The 18,131-nt window shown below is 69.9% G+C and carries 19 protein-coding genes; 17 read left to right on the forward strand and 2 right to left on the reverse strand.

Annotated features, from left to right (window positions below; genetic code table 11):
• Positions 1-12: 12 nt before the first annotated feature.
• Entirely contained in the window at positions 13-990 is a 978-nt protein-coding gene (locus tag Q0Q47_RS13955; RefSeq protein WP_293860661.1) for a tripartite tricarboxylate transporter substrate-binding protein, read from the reverse strand.
• Between the two features lie 345 nt (positions 991-1,335).
• On the reverse strand, positions 1,336-2,079 hold the full coding sequence (locus tag Q0Q47_RS13960; RefSeq protein WP_293860664.1) for a GntR family transcriptional regulator: 744 nt from the start codon (positions 2,077-2,079) through the stop codon (positions 1,336-1,338).
• Positions 2,080-2,232: 153 nt separating this feature from the next.
• On the opposite strand from Q0Q47_RS13960, the gene Q0Q47_RS13965 reads away from it, so the two are divergent.
• The 17 genes from Q0Q47_RS13965 (at position 2,233) to rfbB (ending at position 18,129) form a co-directional block, all read left to right on the forward strand.
• Positions 2,233-2,520, forward strand: a complete 288-nt coding sequence (locus Q0Q47_RS13965) for a UxaA family hydrolase (protein WP_293860667.1) — start codon at positions 2,233-2,235, stop codon at positions 2,518-2,520.
• Positions 2,521-2,531: 11 nt separating this feature from the next.
• Positions 2,532-3,866, forward strand: coding sequence for a UxaA family hydrolase (locus Q0Q47_RS13970; RefSeq protein ID WP_293860670.1), 1,335 nt, complete (start codon positions 2,532-2,534; stop codon positions 3,864-3,866).
• Positions 3,867-3,920: 54 nt separating this feature from the next.
• A complete protein-coding gene (locus tag Q0Q47_RS13975) occupies positions 3,921-5,009 on the forward strand; it encodes a putative sulfate exporter family transporter (protein WP_293860673.1) in 1,089 nt (362 codons plus the stop codon).
• 19 nt (positions 5,010-5,028) lie between these two features.
• Positions 5,029-5,976 carry a hydroxyacid dehydrogenase gene (locus Q0Q47_RS13980; protein WP_293860676.1) on the forward strand — a complete coding sequence of 316 codons (948 nt, stop codon included), beginning with the start codon at positions 5,029-5,031 and terminating at the stop codon, positions 5,974-5,976.
• 196 nt (positions 5,977-6,172) lie between these two features.
• Entirely contained in the window at positions 6,173-7,171 is a 999-nt protein-coding gene (locus Q0Q47_RS13985; RefSeq protein WP_293860679.1) for an Ldh family oxidoreductase, read from the forward strand.
• A 61-nt stretch (positions 7,172-7,232) separates the two neighbouring features.
• On the forward strand, positions 7,233-7,526 hold the full coding sequence (locus tag Q0Q47_RS13990; RefSeq protein WP_293860682.1) for a DUF1778 domain-containing protein: 294 nt from the start codon (positions 7,233-7,235) through the stop codon (positions 7,524-7,526).
• Complete coding sequence (locus Q0Q47_RS13995) at positions 7,514-8,041, forward strand: GNAT family N-acetyltransferase (protein ID WP_293860685.1); 528 nt, start codon at positions 7,514-7,516, stop codon at positions 8,039-8,041. Before Q0Q47_RS13990 ends, Q0Q47_RS13995 begins: the two co-directional genes overlap by 13 nt.
• 115 nt (positions 8,042-8,156) lie before the next feature.
• A complete protein-coding gene (uraH, locus tag Q0Q47_RS14000; protein WP_293860688.1) occupies positions 8,157-8,498 on the forward strand; it encodes a hydroxyisourate hydrolase in 342 nt (113 codons plus the stop codon).
• 3 nt (positions 8,499-8,501) lie between these two features.
• Positions 8,502-9,989, forward strand: a complete 1,488-nt coding sequence (xdhA, locus tag Q0Q47_RS14005; protein ID WP_293860691.1) for a xanthine dehydrogenase small subunit — start codon at positions 8,502-8,504, stop codon at positions 9,987-9,989.
• A gap of 18 nt (positions 9,990-10,007) precedes the next feature.
• Positions 10,008-12,323 carry a xanthine dehydrogenase molybdopterin binding subunit gene (gene xdhB / locus Q0Q47_RS14010; RefSeq protein WP_293860694.1) on the forward strand — a complete coding sequence of 772 codons (2,316 nt, stop codon included), beginning with the start codon at positions 10,008-10,010 and terminating at the stop codon, positions 12,321-12,323.
• An 85-nt stretch (positions 12,324-12,408) separates the two neighbouring features.
• Positions 12,409-13,485 (forward strand): xanthine dehydrogenase accessory protein XdhC, encoded by a 1,077-nt coding sequence (gene xdhC, locus Q0Q47_RS14015; protein WP_293860697.1) that lies wholly within the window; start codon positions 12,409-12,411, stop codon positions 13,483-13,485.
• Entirely contained in the window at positions 13,482-13,952 is a 471-nt protein-coding gene (locus tag Q0Q47_RS14020; protein WP_293860700.1) for a nucleoside deaminase, read from the forward strand. The genes xdhC and Q0Q47_RS14020 overlap by 4 nt, the downstream gene beginning before the upstream one ends.
• A 12-nt stretch (positions 13,953-13,964) precedes the next feature.
• Positions 13,965-14,441, forward strand: coding sequence for a nucleoside deaminase (locus Q0Q47_RS14025; RefSeq protein ID WP_293860703.1), 477 nt, complete (start codon positions 13,965-13,967; stop codon positions 14,439-14,441).
• A gap of 268 nt (positions 14,442-14,709) precedes the next feature.
• Complete coding sequence (locus Q0Q47_RS14030) at positions 14,710-15,891, forward strand: urate hydroxylase PuuD (protein WP_293860706.1); 1,182 nt, start codon at positions 14,710-14,712, stop codon at positions 15,889-15,891.
• Position 15,892: 1 nt separating this feature from the next.
• The gene (gene uraD, locus Q0Q47_RS14035) at positions 15,893-16,396 is read left to right on the forward strand and encodes a 2-oxo-4-hydroxy-4-carboxy-5-ureidoimidazoline decarboxylase (protein ID WP_293860709.1); all 504 of its coding nucleotides are present in this window, start codon (positions 15,893-15,895) and stop codon (positions 16,394-16,396) included.
• Positions 16,397-16,507: 111 nt separating this feature from the next.
• Positions 16,508-17,062, forward strand: coding sequence for a dTDP-4-dehydrorhamnose 3,5-epimerase (gene rfbC / locus Q0Q47_RS14040; protein ID WP_293860712.1), 555 nt, complete (start codon positions 16,508-16,510; stop codon positions 17,060-17,062).
• 14 nt (positions 17,063-17,076) lie between these two features.
• Positions 17,077-18,129 carry a dTDP-glucose 4,6-dehydratase gene (rfbB, locus tag Q0Q47_RS14045; RefSeq protein ID WP_293860715.1) on the forward strand — a complete coding sequence of 351 codons (1,053 nt, stop codon included), beginning with the start codon at positions 17,077-17,079 and terminating at the stop codon, positions 18,127-18,129.
• The last annotated feature ends 2 nt before the right edge of the window (positions 18,130-18,131 follow it).

Consider the following 18,131-nt stretch of genomic DNA (forward strand, 5'->3'; position numbering starts at 1 on the left):
CCCTGTGAGCGCCTATTCGCCTTTCACGCCGGCCTTGGCCACGGCCTCGCCCCAGCGGGCCACTTCACCCTTGAGATAGGCACCGAGTGCCTCGGGGCTGCGCTGGTCGGCCGGGAACAGCAGGGTGCCGAGATCCGAGAAGCGCTTCTGGATCGTGGCGTCGGCCAGCGCCGTCTGCAGCGCTCCGTGCAGCTTGGTGACCACGGGGGCTGGGGTGCCCGCCGGCGCGTAGAGGCCGTGCCACACCGTCACCTCGAACCCGGGGATGCCGGCCTCGACCACCGTGGGCAGGTTCGGCAACTGCTCGATGCGCTTGTTCGAGGTCACGGCATAGGCCTTCACCTTGCCACCCGTGACCTGCGGGATGGCGTTGGTCGTCTGGTCGCACAGCACGTCGACCTGGCCGCCGACGAGGTCGTTCATGGCAGGGCCCGTGCCCTTGTAGGGCACGTAGGTGACCTGGATTCCGAGGGCCTGGGTGAGCATGAGGCCGCACAGGTGCGAGCCCGAGCCGACGCCGGCATGGGCCACGTTGACCGACGGTCCGTCCTTCTTGAGCTTGGCGAACAGTTCGGCCGCGGTGTTGGGCTCGAAGCCGTTCTTGGCTGCCAGCACGAACGGGCCGTAGTTGACGAGGCCGAGCGGCTGGAAGGCGGTGTTCGTGTCGTAGCCGAGCTTGGGGTAGAGCGACGCGCCCGCGGCGAGGGCCACGTGGTGGATCAGCAGCGTGTACCCGTCGGCCGGCGCCTTGGCGACGCGGCCAGCCGCGGTCGTCCCGCCGGCGCCCGCCACGTTCTCGATGACGACCTGCTGCCCGAGCGTCGCCGACATCGACTGGCCCAGAAGGCGCGCGATGACGTCGGACGGCCCGCCGGCGGCGAACGGCACGACCAGCGTGATCGGCTTGTCGGGATAGGTCTGCGCCTGCGCGGACGTGGCCGCGGCGGTGGCTATGACGAGGGCGGCCGCAAGACGGCGAAGTGAAAACATGAAGGTCCTCCCGGTGAAGCTCCTTGGCGGAGCATTGTTGGGAGAAATCTAGGGCAGGGGAGACGGAGCGCAAGCAACCGCCGTGCGTCCTCCTGCACGGCCGCGGCGCAGCCTGCCCGGAGCTTGTGAATCGCCCCCCCCATCTCCCTCATCCTGAGCCGGCCGCAAAGCGGCCGAGTCGAAGGACGCAGAGTGACCGCAGCGGCCCTTTTGTGCGTCCTTCGACTCACGGCCCTGCGGGCCGTGGCTCAGGATGAGGGGCGTGGGGGCGGTTTGGAGAAAGACTCGCCAGCTCCGGGCAGGCCGCTCAGCGGCCCTGCCGAAGCACGCGGCACCGTTTCGTCGTCACTTCAGGTCGGACACGTAGTGGTGCGCGTCCGTGAGGCAGCGGCTGACGCGCCATTCGGCGGTGGTGCCGTCGAGCGAGATCGCGCGTCGGTCGATTAGCAGGGCCGGGTGCCCGGCGGCGACGCCGAGCGCCGTGGCGTCGGAGGCCGTCAGCGCGATGGCCTTCAGCTTTTCCTGTGCATGCGCAACCGTCACGCCGTAGCGCGTCGCATAGAGGGAATAGAGGTTGTTGGGGATCTCGCCGTCGCCAAGGCCCGGAAAGACGGTCTCGGCCAGCGTCACCGTTTCCACGATGACCGGCCGGTCGCCCAGCGATCGCACCCGCTCGATCCGCAGCACCGGGCTTCCGACGGGCTGCCCGAGCACGCCGGCTTCCGCATAGGTCGCCGCGCCGCGCTCGGTCGACAGGATGCGGCTGGCGGGGAACCCGCTCTCGCCCTTGTCCGGCACGATCTTGAAGAACTGGAACAGGATCCGGGCCTCGTCATGCTCGGCGACGAAGGTGCCGCGACCCTGGCGGCGCACCACGAGGTTCTCGTTCGCCAGCGCATCGAGCGCCTTGCGCACCGTGCCCTGGCTTACCCCGACTTCGGCCGCGAGTTCCATCTCGCTCGGCAACGCCTGCCCCGGCGTCCAGCGCCCGTCGACGAGCCGCTGCACGAAGTCGTCCCGCACTTGCTGGTACAGCGGGCGGAAACCGAGTTTCGGCGGCGGGGTTGCGGTGGACGGGGGGCTGCTCATCGTTGACAGGATAGTCCATCTTATATCTTATACAAGACCGACGAGATCTCCTCGTCATCCCTTTTCCAGCGCTGCGCGACCTTCCGGCTCGGCCGGCCGCGTGGCTTCCGCCGGCCACCGGCCGGTCTCTCCGCGCGCGAAGGATGGTCCGCGATGAGCATTCCGCACTGCCTCGTCCACAGCCCGAAGGATACGGTCGGGGTGGTCGTGGTCGAAGGCCTGAAGGCCGGCACCAACATGCTGTGCCTGATCACCGAGACCGACACCACCTTCAACCTCAAGGCCAAGGCGGACATCCCGATCGGTCACAAGGTTGCGCTCAAGGACATCAAGTCCGGCGACACGATCATCAAGTACGGCGAGGACATCGGCTCGGCCAAGGCCGCCGTGAAGAAGGGCGAGCACCTGCACGTGCACAACGCCAAGACGAAGCGCTGGTGAGGGAGGCCGACATGGCAAAGTCCGCGAAGAAGGCCGCTCCGGCCAAGGCCGCCCCCGTGAAGGCCGCTGCGAAGTCCGTGAACGCGAAGGCGGCCAAGGCAGGCGCCGTGAAGGCCGCGCCCGCCAAGGCTCCTGCCGCGAAGCCGGCCAAGGCCGGCAAGAGCGCCTCGGCGTCCGCCGCCCCCCTCAAGGTCTGGGGCTGGCGCCGCGAGAACGGCCGCGTCGGCGTGCGCAACCACGTCGTCATCCTGCCGCTCGACGACCTGTCGAACGCCGCCTGCGAGGCGGTCGCCAACACCATCAAGGGCACGATGGCCCTGCCGCACGCCTACGGGCGCCTGCAGTTCGGCGCGGACCTCGACCTTCACTTCCGCACGCTGATCGGCACGGGCTCGAACCCGAACGTGGCTGCGGTGGTGGTGATCGGCATCGAGGACGGCTGGACCAGCCGCGTGGTCGAGGGCATCGCCAAGACCGGCAAGCCGGTCGTGGGCTTCGGCATCGAGGGCCACGGCGACATCGCCATCATCGCCAAGGCCTCCTACGAGGCCAAGAAGATGGTGCAGTGGGCCTCCGAGCTGCCCCGCGAGCAGGTCGACATCTCCGAACTGTGGGTCTCCACGAAGTGCGGCGAGTCGGACACGACCACCGGCCTGTCGTCCTGCCCCACCGTCGGCAACATGTACGACAAGCTGCTGCCCCGCGGCATCTACGGCGTGTTCGGCGAGACGTCGGAGATCACCGGCGCCGAGCACCTGTGCAAGGCACGGGCGGCGACGCCCGAGGTCGGCGAGCGCTGGTACAAGATGTGGAAGGCCTACCAGGAAGACGTCATCGAGGCCCACAAGACCGATGACCTCTCCGACAGCCAGCCCACCAAGGGCAACATCGCCGGCGGCCTGACCACCATCGAGGAGAAGGCCCTCGGCAACCTCGAGAAGATCGGCCGGACGTCGAAGTTCATCGACATCCTGGAGCCGGCCGAGACGCCGAAGTCGGGCCCGGGCCTCTACTACATGGACACGTCCTCGGCCGCGGCCGAATGCGTGACCCTGATGGCGGCCGGCGGCTACGTCATCCACACCTTCCCCACGGGGCAGGGCAACGTCATCGGCAACCCGATCGTCCCGGTGATCAAGATCTCGGGCAATCCGAAGACGATCCGCACGATGGGCGAACACATCGACGTGGACGTTTCCGGCATTCTGCGCCGCGAGATGACGATCTCCCAGGCTGGCGACGCGTTGATCGACATGATCGCGCGTACGGCGAATGGCCGTCTCACGGCGGCGGAGGCCCTGGGCCACCGCGAATTCGTGATGACCAAGCTCTATCGCAGCGCCTGATCTCCCGAGGGCCGCGTCTTTGGCGCGGCCTTCGTCCTCGAAGGAGCATCCCCCATGGCCGAACAGGGCTCGCCGGGCCGCGGATCGACCGTCGATGCCGTGGTCGGCATGCGCCGGGCACAGGCCTCCGCCTTCGTGCGCAGGGCCGGACCGGGTCTCGCCCTGTCGGCCGTCGTGGCCATCGCCTCGGTGCTGGCCGAGCCCCTGACGGCCCGCCTCATCGGCCTCGCCACCGGGCGGCCGATCGCCATCCCGGCCGTCGTCATCGCCCTGCTCATCGGCATGGCCATGCACGCCTTCGCCGCGCAGCCACGCTTCGAACTCGGCATGGTCTTCGCCGTCAAGAAGCTGCTGCGCGTCGCCATCGCCCTGCTCGGGCTGCGGATCGCCCTGGGCGACATCGTCGCGCTGGGCGCCGGAACGGTGTTCGTGGTGATCGCCGCCATGGCGCTGACCATCGGGTCCGGTCTCCTGTTCGCGCGCCTGCTGCGCTGCGACGACAGCTACGGCGCACTCTCCGGTGCCGCGACGGCGGTGTGCGGCGCGTCGGCCGCGCTGGCGACCGCCACCGTCCTGCCCCAGACCCAGAACAAGGACGCCGACACCGTCTTCACGGTCGTCGCGGTCAACGCGCTGTCGACCGTCGCCATGGTCGCCTATCCGGCGCTGGGCCCGGTCCTGGGCTACGACGACCGCACACTGGGCATTCTCCTGGGTGCCACCATCCACGACGTGGCGCAGGTGGTCGGCGCCGGCTACTCCGTGTCCGAGACGGCCGGCAACTCGGCCGTCATCGTCAAGCTGTTCCGGGTGTTCCTGCTGCTGCCGGTCGTCGTCGGCGTCGGCTGGTGGTTCGCCGGTCGCGGCGGCGGCGCGCAGAACGCCAAGGTGCCGGTGCCGCTCTTCGCCATCGTGTTCCTGGCGCTGGTGCTCTTGAACAGCACGGGTCTCGTGCCGGGCCCGGTCAAGACCGCGGTGGGCGAAGTCTCGCGCTGGGGTCTGCTCATCGCCATCGCGGCGCTGGGGCTCGGGACCTCCGTCACGGCCATCCTGAAGGTGGGCTGGCGGCATGTCGCCGTCGTCTGCGGCACGACCCTCGTCATTCTCGTCGCGGCCATCGCCGGCCTCGCGATCACGCACTGACCCACGGAAAGGGCCGGCCATGGCCAGCTACGACATCGTCATCACCGAGTTCATGGACGAGGCCGCGGTCGAGACCCTGAAGGCTCGGTACGCCACGCTCTACGATCCCGACCTCGTCGACCGCGCCGCCGAACTGCAGGACCTCGCCGCGACCTGCCGGGCGCTCGTCGTCCGCAATCGCACGCAGGTCCGCGGACCCCTTCTGGCCGCGGCCGCCCGGCTCGAGGCGGTGGGACGCCTGGGCGTCGGGCTCGACAACATCGACGTCGAGGCCTGCCGCGCGCGCTCCATCGCCGTGCTGCCCGCCACCGGCGCCAACGACGTCTCGGTCGCCGAATACGTCATCGGCTCGGCGATGGTTCTGCTGCGCGGTGCCTACTATGTCACGGGCAAGGTGAGCGCCGGCCAGTGGCCGCGCAACGCCCTCATCAACGGCCGGGAAATCAGCGGCAAGACGCTGGGCCTCGTCGGCTTCGGAGCCATCGCCCGCGAGACCGCCATCCGTGCCAGGGCGCTCGGCATGACGGTGATGGCCCACGATCCCTTCGTCGCCGAGGATCACCCCGCGTGGAAGGCCCTCGGCGTCTCGCCCGCCTCCCTCGACGCCGTGATGGGCAATTCCGACGTCGTCAGCCTGCACGTGCCGCTGACCGACGAGACGCGCAACATGATCGACAGCATGGCGCTCGACCTGATGAAGCCCGGCGCCATCCTCATCAACGCGGCCCGCGGCGGCGTCGTCGACGAGCCGGCTCTCGCCAAGGCCCTCAAGGCCGGCCAGATCGGCGGCGCCGCGCTGGACGTATTCGACACCGAACCGCTGAAGGCCGACGCCGGCCACGTCTTCGACGGCTGCCCCAACCTGATCCTGACCCCTCACATCGCCGGCGTGACGGCCGAGTCGAACGTGCGGGTGTCGTCGGTCACGGCGGACAACGTCCTGCGCGTGCTCGACGGGACAAAGTAGGGAGCTCGCTGTCTCTCAGGCAGCCTCTCCCAGGGTCCTCATCCTGAGAAGGCCGCGCAGCGGCCGTGTCGAAGGACGCAGGATGGAGCCGCTGCCGGCGCTCTGTGTCCTTCGACACGCCTGCTCCGCAGGCTGCTCAGGATGAGGAGATGGGGGCGTTGAGTACCGTGACATCGCAGGCATCGAGGACCAACCCATGACCGCAAAGACGCCGCTGGACCGTGCCGAAGCCTGGGTGGCCCGCATCTTCGAGGGCGGCGGCGCCACGCCGGACAATGCCCGCTCGGTGGCCCGCGCGCTGGTCGGCGCCGAAGCCGACGGCCTGAAAGGGCACGGGCTCTCCCGCGTCCCGACCTACCTCGCCATGCTCAAGGCCGGCAAGATCGACGGGCAAGCGACCCCCGTGGCCACGCGGCCCCGCCCGGGCGTCCTCGCCATCGACGCAGCCGACGGCTTCGCCTATCCCGCCATCGATCTGGCGATCGCCGAGCTTCCGGCCGTCGCCGCCGCGCAGGGCATCGCGGCCGCTCCGGTCACGCGATCGAACCATTGCGGCGCGGCGGGCCTGCACGTCGAGCGTCTCGCCGAGACGGGGCTCGTGGCGCTTCTCTTCGCCAACACGCCGGAGGCCATCGCACCCTGGGGCGGGCGGAAAGCCGTCTTCGGGACGAACCCGATCGCTTTCGCGGCCCCGCTCGCCGGTCGCGCGCCGGTGGTCGTGGACCTCGCCCTCTCCAAGGTCGCCCGCGGCAACATCGTCGCCGCCAAGCAGAAGGGCGAGGCGATCCCGCAGGGCTGGGCGCTCGATCCCGACGGCAAGCCCACCACCGACGCCGGAGCGGCGCTCGCCGGCACCATGATCGCCATGGGCGACGCCAAGGGCGCGGCACTCGCCTTCATGGTCGAGGTGCTGGCCGCGGCCCTCGTCGGCAGCCACTTCGCTTTCGAAGCGTCGTCCTTCCTCGACGACAAGGGCGGCCCGCCGCGCACCGGGCAGCTCATCCTCGCCATCGATCCCGCCGCCTTTGCCTCGGGCGCGGGCTTCACCGAGCGCATGACCACGCTCGCCGCCGCCATCGAGGGCCAGGACGGCGCCCGCCTCTCCGGCGCCCGCCGCCTGGCCCTGCGCGAGGCCGCGCGCCGCGACGGAATCGCCCTGCCCGGCGACTTGGTGGAGAAGCACGGGGCGGCATGAGCCGGGCAGTCTGTCTTTACGACGTCTTTACATAGCGCTATCCTCCACACCGGAGGTCGCCATGGCGCAATCTAAGACGCAACGCGATGGGACTGTCCGCGGCCTGATCAATCTCAGGGTCAGCGAACGGGATCGGCAACTCATCGACCAGGCAGCTGCGTCCACCGGGCAGAACCGCTCGGAGTTCATGCTGAACGCTGCGCGCGAGGCAGCCCAGCAGGCCTTGCTGGATCGCGTCCTCTTCAGGACGGACGCCGAGACTTTCGATCAGCTTCTGCGGATGCTCGACGAGCCACCCGCGCCTGCGCCCGAACTGCGCAAGCTGATGGGCATGAAGCCCCCATGGGAGCCCTGACCCCGCCACAAATGTCGCGACCCGAGCCGCTCTCGGAACATCATCGGCTCGAGGCGTTTGACAGTGGCGAGGGTAGCCTCAACCGTTGGTTGTTGCAGCGGGCGAGGGCCAACCAGACGACAGGTGCGTCGCGAACCTACGTCGTATGCCTCGAGACGAAGGTGGTCGGGTACTACGCGCTCGCCACCGGAGGCATCGACCTCGTCTCCGCTCCATCCCGCTTGAGACGAAACATGCCCGATCCGATCCCCGCCGTTGTGCTGGCACGGCTCGCGGTCGACCAGGACCAGCAGGGCAGGGGTCTTGGAAAAGCCCTCGTCCAGGACGCAATGTCCCGGATCCTGCAGGCTTCGCAGGACATCGGCATTGCCTTGGTCCTGGTGCATGCACTCGATGACAGGGCCAAGGCGTTCTATCGGGGCCTGGGCTTCCGTGAGTCCCCTCTCGACCCTCTGGTCCTCATGATCGGCCTCAAGGACGTTCGGGCCGCGCGGCTTATCGGGGCGGCAGACTGACGGCCTTTTCGTGCCAGTCCGCGACATGCCCAATCCGGGACTGCCCAAGCCTTGACCACGGCCGCCCCAAACTCTCCGCTTTGGCCCTCGCATGCGATTTGGCAGTATGCAGGCCATGAAACTGACCACGCACGTCCTCGACACGGCCTCCGGCCGTCCCGCCTCCGGTCTCCGGCTCGTTCTCACCCGCCTCAGCGACGGCGCCATCCTCGCGGATCGGCGAACGAATGCGGACGGCCGCATCGACGGGCCGCTGCTCGAAGGGCCACAGTCGGCGCCCGGTCCCTACGAGCTCGCGTTCCACGTGGCGGAGTATTTCCGTGCGGCGGGCGTCGCCCTGGCCGACCCGCCCTTCATCGACGTGGTGCCGATCCGCTTCGCCATGGCCGAGAACGCGCACTACCACGTGCCGCTGCTCGTCTCGCCCTGGGCCTTCTCGACCTATCGCGGGAGCTAGAGGATGGCGGAGCCCCGGAATGCGATCCGATTTCTGCGCCGCGGCCAGGTGGTGGAGGTGCGCGACGTCGCGCCGCGCGCCACGCTGCTCGACTGGCTGCGCCTGACCGAGCGCTCCTGCGGCACCAAGGAAGGGTGCGCGGAAGGCGATTGCGGTGCCTGCACGGTGATGGTGGGCCGCCTGCGGGACGATCGGCTGGTCTACGAGCCGGTCAACGCCTGCATCTTCCTCGTCGGCCAGGCCGACGGCTGCGAGATCCTCACGGTCGAGGATCTCGCCGTGGACGGGGCTTTGCACCCGGTCCAGGAGGCCATGGTGCGCCACCACGGGTCGCAGTGCGGGTTCTGTACGCCGGGCATCGTGATGAGCCTCGCCACGCTGTACCACGAGGGTGAGCGGCCGGTGAGCCGGGAGGCCGTTTGCGACGCGCTGGCGGGCAACCTGTGCCGCTGCACCGGCTACCGGCCGATCATCGACGCTGCGCTCGAGGTCTGCGGCGGCCCGGCCGCCGATGCCATCGCCGGGCGACGTCAGGCGACCGAGGCTTCGCTGCGTGCGCTGCGCGACGGCGGCGACCTCCTGTGCGGCGGCGAGGACCGCTATTTCGCCGCGCCCGCGACGGAGGATGCACTGGCCGCGCTCTATGCCCGGCACCCGGACGCGACGCTGGTCGCCGGCGCCACGGACGTGGGCCTGTGGATCACCAAGGCCATGATGCCTCTCGACAGGATCATCGGGCTCGGTCGCGTGGCCGGGTTCGACACGATCACCGAGCAGGGCGACGAGATCATCTTCGGCGCCGGCGTGACCCATGCGGTGGCGGCGCCGCACCTGGCCGCGCTCGATCCCGATCTCGGGGAGCTCATGCGGCGTTTCGGCTCGGCGCAGGTCCGGGCCTCCGGCACGGTGGGAGGCAACATCGCCAACGGGTCACCCATCGGCGATCTGCCGCCGGCCCTCATCGCCCTGGGCGCCACGGTCGAGCTGCGCAAGGGCGATCGGATGCGGAGCGTCCCGCTCGAGGACTTCTTCATCGCCTACCGCAAGCAGGACCGCGAGCCCGGCGAGTTCGTCCGGGCGCTGCGCGTCAGGAAGCCCGCGCCCGGCGATCATGTCCGCGCCTTCAAGGTGTCGAAGCGGATCGACGAGGACATCTCGTCCGTGATGATGGCCTGCCGGGTCGCCGTGCAGAACGACAGGATCGTCTCGGCCCGCTTCGCGTTCGGCGGCATGGCCGGTACGCCCAAGCGCGCGGCCAGCGTCGAACTGGCCGTGATGGGCGTCGACGTGACCGACGGCGCGGCCTGGCGCCGGGCCGGCGATGCCGTGGAGGCGGATTTCAAGCCGATGGACGACCATCGGGCCTCGGCCGCCTACCGCATGCAGGTGGCGAAGAACCTGGTGATGAAGGCCCTGGCGGAGATCGCCGGCGCGCCCTCGACGGCGACCCGCGTCGCCGGACAGCGGGAGACGCTCCATGCAGCAGAATGACCGGATCGGAGATCGCCCGTGAGCGCCGCTCCCCTCGACGAACCGCCGCTGCGCCACGTTCGCCAGCCGCTGCCGCATGACTCGGCCGCAAAGCACGTCCAGGGCGCGGCCCTCTACATCGACGACCTGCCGGAGCCGGAAGGGACGCTGCACGTCGCCATCGGTGGCGCGCCGGTCGCCCGGGGGCGCCTGGCGGGCGTGGACCTGGCTGGCGTGAAGGCCATGCCGGGCGTCGTGGCCGTGCTGACGGCCGCCGACGTGCCCGGCAAGAATGACATTGCGCCCACCAAGGGTGACGAACCGCTCTTCGCCGAGCGCGAGGTGATCTTCCACGGGCAGCCGGTCTTCGCCGTGGTCGCCCGCGACCGGGACACCGCGCGCCGGGCCGCGCGCCTCGGCAAGATCACGGTCGAGGCCGAGACACCGAGCGTGACGGTCGAGGACGGCGAGGCGCGCGGCGAGACCGTGCTGCCGGACTACGTCTTCGTCCGCGGCGATGCGGCGGCGACGATCGCGCGCGCGCCCCATCGCCTGAACGGGCAGTTCCGGATTGGCGGCCAGGAGCACTTCTACCTGGAGGGCCAGATCGCGCTCGCGATCCCCGGCGAGGACGGCTCGGTCCACGTCCATTCCTCCACGCAGCACCCCACCGAGATCCAGCACGTCTGCGCGCGGGTCCTCGGCCTGCCCGACGCGCTGGTGACGGCGGAAGTCCGCCGCATGGGCGGTGGCTTCGGCGGCAAGGAAAGCCAGGCCACCCAATGGGCGGCCATGGCCGCGCTCGCGGCCGTGCGCACGGGCAAGCCCTGCAAGCTGCGGCTCGACCGCGACGACGACATGGCGCTGACGGGCAAGCGGCACGACTTCCGTGTCGACTGGGCCGTGGGCTTCGACGGCGAGGGCCGGATCGCAGCGGCCGAGATGGCCTTCCTGGCGCGCTGCGGCTGCTCCGCCGACCTCAGCCAGGGCGTCGTCGACCGCACGATGTTCCATGCCGATTCCAGCTACTTCCTGCCGGAACTCGTCATCGGCTCGCGGCGGATCAAGACGAACACGGTGTCCAACACGGCCTTCCGTGGCTTCGGCGGGCCGCAGGGGATGCTGGCGATGGAGCGCATCGTCGATGCCGTCGCCTGGCATCTCGGCCTCGACCCGCTGGACGTCCGGATGGCCAACTTCTACGGCCCGGACCGCGACGTCACGCCCTACGGCATGGTCGTCGAGGATCACGAAGTCGGCCGCCGGCTCGTGGCCGAGCTGGAGGCCAGCAGCGACTATCGCGCCCGCCGGCAGGCCGTGGCGGCGTTCAACGCGTCCTCCCCCATCCTGAAGAAGGGCCTCGCGCTGACGCCGGTGAAGTTCGGCATCTCCTTCACCCTCACCCAGCTGAACCAGGCCGGCGCGCTGGTCCACGTCTATTCGGACGGGTCCGTGCAGTTGAACCACGGTGGCACGGAGATGGGGCAGGGGCTCTACCAGAAGGTCGCCCAGGTGGTCGCCGAGGAGTTCGGGATCGGCATGGACCGGGTGCGGATCACCGCCACCACGACCGACAAGGTGCCGAACACAGCGCCGACGGCGGCCTCGTCCGGCTCCGACCTCAACGGCATGGCCGCGCAGATCGCCGCACGGCAGATCAAGGACCGGCTGGCCGCACTCGCGGGCGAGATCTTCGGCGTCCCCGCCGCGGAGTTCGCCTTCCGCGACGACCGCGTCTTCGCCGCCAACGAGAGCATCGCCTTTTCCGAGCTGACCAAGCGCGCCTACATGGAGCGCGTGCACATGTCGGCAGCGGGGTTCTACAAGACCCCGAAGGTCGTCTGGGACCGCGACGCGGTGAAGGGGCGGCCATTCTTCTACTTCGCCTACGGCGCCTGTTGCGCCGAGGTTCTCGTCGACACCATGACCGGCGAGTACAAGGTCACGCGCGTGGACATCCTCCACGACGTGGGGCGCTCGCTGAACCCGGCACTGGACATCGGCCAGATCGAGGGCGGCTTCGTTCAGGGCATGGGGTGGCTGACGACGGAGGAACTCGTCTATGACGGCGAGGGCCGCCTGCGCACGCACGCGCCGTCGACCTACAAGATCCCGGTGGCCTCGGACATCCCGGCCGACTTCCGCGTGCGGCTCTTCGACGGGATGAACCGGGAAGAGACGATCTACCGGTCCAAGGCCGTCGGCGAGCCGCCGGTCATGCTCGCCAACGCCGTGTTCTGCGCCCTGGCGGACGCCGTTCACAGCACGGCCCCGGGTCAGCCGGTCCCCCTCGACGCCCCCGCCACGCCGGAGGCCATTCTCAAGGCGATCCAGGCGATTCAGGGGCTCGCTTGATGTGGATTCTCAACTGTAGGTTAGCCATACAAGAGACTCATATCATTCAGGTTGTGCTCTCTGGCAGCGGCGGAGTCTTTCCGGCATGATGCGGTTCTGGCGGCGCCTGGAGCAGGCCGTCGCGGAGCACGGCCAGGCCGCCACGGTGCAGGTCGCCGAGGTCCGCGGCTCGGCCCCGCGTGAGCCGGGTGCCGCTGTGGTCCTGCGCCCGGACGGGGCCTTCTGGGGAACGATCGGCGGCGGTGCCTTGGAATGGGAGGCGATCGCCGCCGCGCGGGCGATGCTGCAGCAGGGGCGGGGCCCGGCCCAAAGGCGCGACTGGCCCCTTGGGCCGGACCTCGGGCAGTGCTGCGGCGGGGTCGTCGTGACGCTCACCGAGACGTTCGACCGATCGGACCTTCCCGAGCTCGCCGCGCTGGCCGAGCTCGAAAAGGCGGGAGCCTTCGCCTGCAGCGCCGTGATCCGCGCCGACGGCCGGGTCGTCCGGGCGAAGCATGCTCCGGCACGAGCCCTGCCGGCGGGTGCGTGGCTCGAAACCCACGGCGATGCGGCCTTTTCCGTCGCCCTTTTCGGCGCCGGCCATGTCGGCCGGGCGCTGGTGCTGGCCCTGGCGCCGCTGCCGGTGACGGTCGACTGGATCGACTCCCGGCCCGAGGCCTTCCCCGCCGCGATTCCGCAGAATGCCGTGCCGAGGGTGCATCCCGATCCCACGGCCTGTGTCGCGGCGATGGCCGCCGGCACCGCTCTCCTGGTGATGACCCACTCGCATCCGCTCGACCTCGCCATCGTCGGCGCGGCGCTGGCGCGGCCGGACCTGGGCCCCGTCGGGCTCATCGGCTCGGGGACGAAGAGGGCGCGCTTTCTCTCCCGCTTGCGCGACGCCGGCCTGGGCGAGGCGGCCGAGCGCCGTCTCGTCTGCCCGATCGGCCTGCCCGGGATCGGCGACAAGGATCCGGCGGTCATCGCGGCCTCGGTCGCGGCCCAGGTCTTGCTTTGGAGGGAGGCACTGCGGAACGAGGCCGGGCCGGCCGCGTCCGATCGGGTCCAGGGTGTCGATGACGACGCGACGGCGGGCCGCAAGGCACTGGGGAGCGGTCATCGCGCGAATCCGCCGGGGCGGGTTAGGATCGGGCGGGGGCGACGAGCCGGAGGACGGACATGACCAACGACAGCGCCGACCATGCCTACCTGAAGCGGGCGGTCGACATCGCTTTCGATCACATGCGCTCGGGAGAGGGCAAGCCGTTCGGGGCCATCGTCGTGCGCGACGGCAAGCCGCTCGCGGAGGGATGGAACAGCGTCTACGCCAGCAAGGACGCCACGGCCCATGCCGAACTCATGGCGATCCGGCGCGCCTGCAAGGTGATCGGCTCCGCCGACCTCGCCGGCAGCACGGTCTACGCCTCGGGAGAGCCGTGCCCCATGTGCCTGGGGGCGATGTATCTCGCCAATGTCGAGCGCTGCGTCTACGCAACGACGAAGGAGGATGCGGTCCGCATCGGCGGCACGTCGCATCTGCTCTATCCGGAGTTCGCCCGGCCGCCAGGCGAGCGCAGCCTGCCCTGCATCCACCTGCCCATCGCCGAGGCGCAGGCCGCCTTCGACGAGTTCCTGGCGACCGCGCGCTGAGAAAGACCGCCCATGGCCGATGACGACCTCGTCCACCTCGCCCGCGCCGCCGCGCTCTCGCGCGAGCGCATGGACGCCAACCTGGGTGGTCCGTTCGGTGCCGTGATCGTGCGGGACGGCAAGGTGCTGGCCGAGGGCTGGAACGAGGTCACCTCGTCCAACGATCCGACCGCCCATGCCGAGGTCGTGGCCATCCGCCGCGCCTGCCGGGCGGTGGGTTCGTTCAGTCTGGCCGGGGCGACGCTCTACACCAGTTGCGAACCCTGCCCGATGTGCCTGGCCTCCGCCTACTGGGCCCGCATCTCGCGCATCGTCTACGGCAACACCCGCGACGATGCCGCCGCGATCGGCTTCGACGACGCCTTCATCTACGACGAGATGCCGAAGGCGCCTTCGGAGCGGGCCATCGCGATGGAACACAAGCCGACGCCCGAAGCCGCCGCCGCCTTCGCCGCCTGGATGGCGAAGGCCGACAAGATCGAATACTGAGGGGGCTCGCCGGCGTGACCGATGCAAGCCGATCGCCCCGTCGCCACGCCCTGCGCAACTCTCTCGGCCGTCATGGCCGGGCTTGGGCCGGCCACCCACGACTTGAGGATGGCCCCGGCAAAGTCGTGGATGCCCGGGCCAAGCCCGGGCAGGACGCGCGGAGGGGCTGGGGGCTTCAGTTTGGAAAGCTTGCTGTTGAGGTTGATCCGGCGCTCGCTGACCTGCAGCGCGGGCGGTAGGACAAGAGCGGGCCGGGGGCACGGAGCGGATGACTGCGTTTGCGTTGGATTGGCTGAACCTGGCTTTGCGCTGGTTCCATCTGATCGTCGGCATCGCCTGGATCGGGGCGAGCTTCCACTTCATCTGGCTGGACTACAGCCTGCGCGCCCGCGAGCGCATGAACGCCGGCGTCTCGGGCACGTCCTGGATGGTGCATGGCGGCGGGTTCTACCACGTCGAGAAATACCAGGTGGCGCCCGCGACGCTGCCCGACGACCTCCACTGGTTCAAGTGGGAAGCCTACCTCACCTTCATCTCCGGCTTCGCGCTGCTCGGCGTGCAGTACTACTGGAACGCCTCGGCCTTCCTGGTCGACCCGGCGGTCCTGCGCATCACCGGCCCCGAGGCCGTGCTGATCTCCCTCCTCAGCCTGGCGGCGGGCTGGTTCATCTACGACGCGCTGTGCCGGTCGCGGATCGGCGAGAACACGCCGGTGCTGGCCGTCTGCGTCTTCGTCCTGATCGTCGGCGCGGCGGCGATCTTCACCCACGTCTTCTCGGGGCGCGGCGCCTTCATCCATGTCGGCGCCATGGTCGGCACGATCATGGCCGCCAACGTCTTCCGGGTGATCATCCCCAACCAGAAGATCGTCACGGCCGACCTGCTGGCCGGCCGGGTGCCGGACGCCAAGTACGGCAAGATGGGCAAGCAGCGCTCGCTCCACAACAACTACCTGACGCTGCCCGTCCTCCTGTTCATGGTGTCCAACCACTACCCGTTCCTCTACGCCCACCCGCAGTCCTGGATGGTGGTGGCGCTCATCGTGCTCACCGGCGGCATGGTCCGGCACTTCCTCAACCGGGTGGATGCCGGCGACGAGCCGCGCAAGGTCGCCTGGGCCCTGCCGGTGGCCGCCGTCGCTCTCGTGGCGACGATCGCCTACACCGCGCCGCGCGGCCATGCGGGCGGAGACGCCGTCACCGAGGCGCAGGCGACGAAGATCGTCCAGACCCATTGCGTCATGTGCCACGCCGCCAAGCCCACCCACGAGGCCTTCAAGGGCAATCCGCCGCCCAAGAACGTGATGCTCGACACGGTCGAAGGCCTGCGCCGTCACGCGCAGCAGGTCCTCGCCCAGGCGGTCGACGGCAAGGCCATGCCGCTCGGAAACGAGACGGGCATGACCGATGCCGAGCGCGCGGCGCTCGGCGCCTTCCTGCGGCAGAACTGACATGACCCTCGACGAGATCAATGCCCTCGACGCCGCCGGCTTCGTCGATGCTTTCGGCGGCATCGCCGAGCATTCCGCCTGGGTGGCCGAGCGGGCGGCGGCATCCAGGCCCTTCGCCAGCCGAGACGCCGCCGTGGATGCCTTCCAGAAGGCGATCCTGGCCGCCGGCGACGACGAGAAGACCGCTCTGTTGCGCGCACACCCCGACCTCGCCGGCCGGGCGGCGATGGCGGGCGAACTCACGGCCGACTCGTCGTCCGAACAGGCGGGTGCCGGCCTGGACCGTCTCACCCCCGATGAATTCGCCCGCTTCACCGCACTGAACGACGCCTACAAGGCGCGCTTCGGCATCCCCTTCATCGTCGCGGTCCGCGGCGCCACGAAGACGCAGATCCTGGCCGCTTTCGAGAACCGCGTCGGCGGCAGCATCGCCGAGGAGCGCCTCACCGCGCTGGCCCAGGTGCTGCGCATCGTGCGTTTCCGGCTGGAAGACCGGATCGGGTGAGCCGCCGCCTCCGGCCCGAGTCCTCACCGCGCACAGGTTGACCTCGGACGGCTCCTCCGCCACACAAACGCTGTCGGCCCGGCGTTCGGCCGGCCGAAGGTGCGTGTGCCGATGCAGGTCGAGACGTTTCCCATTGCCGGCGTCATGCTCGTGCGTCCCGTTCGCCACGGCGACACGCGCGGCTGGTTCGAGGAGACGTTCCGGGCCGACCGCTACGCGGAAGCGGGTATCGCCGACGCCTTCGTCCAGGACAACCAGTCCTTCTCGGCCCGCAAGGGAACGGTGCGGGGCCTGCATTTCCAGCTGGCGCCCTTCGCCCAGAGCAAGCTCATCCGGGTGCTTTCGGGCGCCATCCTCGACGTGGCGGTGGATCTCCGCCGGTCGTCGCCGACCTTCGGCCGCCACGTGGCGGTGCGGCTCGACGCCGCCGGGGGCGCGCAACTCTACGTGCCGGTCGGGTTCGCCCACGGCTTCTGCACGCTGGAGCCCGACACGGCCATCGCCTACAAGGTCGGTGCCTATTACAGCCGCGAGCACGACCGGGGGATCCGCTGGGACGATCCGGATCTCGGGATCGACTGGCCGGTGACGGCGCAGGAGGCGGAACTGTCCGACAAGGACCGGGTCACACCCTTCCTGCGCGACGTCGGGCAGGTCTTCGCGTGACGGGGAGGACGGCGATGCGCATCGTGGTCACCGGCGGCGCCGGTTTCATCGGGTCCGCCCTCGTCCTGCGGCTGGTCGCCGACGGGCACGACGTCGTCACCGTCGACGCGCTGACCTATGCTGCCAACCCCGCCTCCCTCGCCCCGCTCGCCGGCAACCCGCGCCACCGCCTCGTCGAGGCCGACATCTGCGATGCGCCCCGCATGCGCGCCGTCCTGTCGGAAGCCCGGCCGGACGCCGTGATGCATCTCGCCGCCGAAAGCCATGTCGACCGCTCGATCACGGGTCCGGCGGCATTCGTGCGCACCAACGTGCTCGGCACCCAGGCGATGATCGACGCGGCGCGCGCCTGGCACGCGACGCTGGACGGCGAGGCGCGCGCCCGCTTCCGCTTCCTGCACGTCTCCACCGACGAGGTGTTCGGCTCGCTCGGCGCCGAGGGCTTCTTCACCGAGGAGACCCGCTACGACCCGCGTTCGCCCTATTCGGCCTCCAAGGCCGCCTCGGACCATCTGGTGAGGGCGGCCGGCGAGACCTGGGGCCTGCCGATCCTGATCTCGAACTGCTCCAACAACTACGGGCCGCGCCAGTTTCCCGAGAAGCTGATCCCGCTGATGATCCTCAACGCGCTCGAGGGCAAGCCGCTGCCGGTCTATGGCGACGGCCTCAACGTGCGCGACTGGATCCATGTCGAGGACCACGCCGCCGCCCTCGTCGGCATCCTGGAGCGCGGCGCGCCGGGCCACACCTACTGCGTCGGCGCCCGCTCGGAGCGCACCAACATCCAGGTCGTCCGCGCGCTCTGCGCCATCATGGACCGGCTGCACCCGGCCGGCGCGCCGCACGACCGGCTGGTCAGCTTCGTCGCCGACCGGCCCGGACATGACCGGCGCTACGCCATCGACAGCACGAAGGTCGAGACGGCCATCGGCTGGGCGCCGAAGAGGTCCTTCGAGCAGGCGCTCGAGGACACGGTTGCCTGGTATCTCGCCAACGAGGGCTGGTGGAGGCCGATCCGCGAGGGCCGCTACCAGGGCGAGCGCCTCGGCCTCGTCCAGGCGCGCTGAGG

Origin of the sequence: uncultured Alsobacter sp. (assembly GCF_945952055.1) — a bacterium.
Lineage (GTDB): Bacteria > Pseudomonadota > Alphaproteobacteria > Rhizobiales > Beijerinckiaceae > Alsobacter.

What these genes read in the sequence shown, in the direction of transcription:
- Q0Q47_RS13955 (WP_293860661.1), bottom strand. Translation starts at nt 990, where the DNA reads ATGTTTTCACTTCGCCGTCTTGCGGCCGCCCTCGTCATAGCCACCGCC.
- Q0Q47_RS13960 (WP_293860664.1), bottom strand. Translation starts at nt 2,079, where the DNA reads ATGAGCAGCCCCCCGTCCACCGCAACCCCGCCGCCGAAACTCGGTTTC.
- Q0Q47_RS13965 (WP_293860667.1), top strand. Translation starts at nt 2,233, where the DNA reads ATGAGCATTCCGCACTGCCTCGTCCACAGCCCGAAGGATACGGTCGGG.
- Q0Q47_RS13970 (WP_293860670.1), top strand. Translation starts at nt 2,532, where the DNA reads ATGGCAAAGTCCGCGAAGAAGGCCGCTCCGGCCAAGGCCGCCCCCGTG.
- Q0Q47_RS13975 (WP_293860673.1), top strand. Translation starts at nt 3,921, where the DNA reads ATGGCCGAACAGGGCTCGCCGGGCCGCGGATCGACCGTCGATGCCGTG.
- Q0Q47_RS13980 (WP_293860676.1), top strand. Translation starts at nt 5,029, where the DNA reads ATGGCCAGCTACGACATCGTCATCACCGAGTTCATGGACGAGGCCGCG.
- Q0Q47_RS13985 (WP_293860679.1), top strand. Translation starts at nt 6,173, where the DNA reads ATGACCGCAAAGACGCCGCTGGACCGTGCCGAAGCCTGGGTGGCCCGC.
- Q0Q47_RS13990 (WP_293860682.1), top strand. Translation starts at nt 7,233, where the DNA reads ATGGCGCAATCTAAGACGCAACGCGATGGGACTGTCCGCGGCCTGATC.
- Q0Q47_RS13995 (WP_293860685.1), top strand. Translation starts at nt 7,514, where the DNA reads ATGGGAGCCCTGACCCCGCCACAAATGTCGCGACCCGAGCCGCTCTCG.
- uraH (WP_293860688.1), top strand. Translation starts at nt 8,157, where the DNA reads ATGAAACTGACCACGCACGTCCTCGACACGGCCTCCGGCCGTCCCGCC.
- xdhA (WP_293860691.1), top strand. Translation starts at nt 8,502, where the DNA reads ATGGCGGAGCCCCGGAATGCGATCCGATTTCTGCGCCGCGGCCAGGTG.
- xdhC (WP_293860697.1), top strand. Translation starts at nt 12,409, where the DNA reads ATGATGCGGTTCTGGCGGCGCCTGGAGCAGGCCGTCGCGGAGCACGGC.
- Q0Q47_RS14020 (WP_293860700.1), top strand. Translation starts at nt 13,482, where the DNA reads ATGACCAACGACAGCGCCGACCATGCCTACCTGAAGCGGGCGGTCGAC.
- Q0Q47_RS14025 (WP_293860703.1), top strand. Translation starts at nt 13,965, where the DNA reads ATGGCCGATGACGACCTCGTCCACCTCGCCCGCGCCGCCGCGCTCTCG.
- Q0Q47_RS14030 (WP_293860706.1), top strand. Translation starts at nt 14,710, where the DNA reads ATGACTGCGTTTGCGTTGGATTGGCTGAACCTGGCTTTGCGCTGGTTC.
- uraD (WP_293860709.1), top strand. Translation starts at nt 15,893, where the DNA reads ATGACCCTCGACGAGATCAATGCCCTCGACGCCGCCGGCTTCGTCGAT.
- rfbC (WP_293860712.1), top strand. Translation starts at nt 16,508, where the DNA reads ATGCAGGTCGAGACGTTTCCCATTGCCGGCGTCATGCTCGTGCGTCCC.
- rfbB (WP_293860715.1), top strand. Translation starts at nt 17,077, where the DNA reads ATGCGCATCGTGGTCACCGGCGGCGCCGGTTTCATCGGGTCCGCCCTC.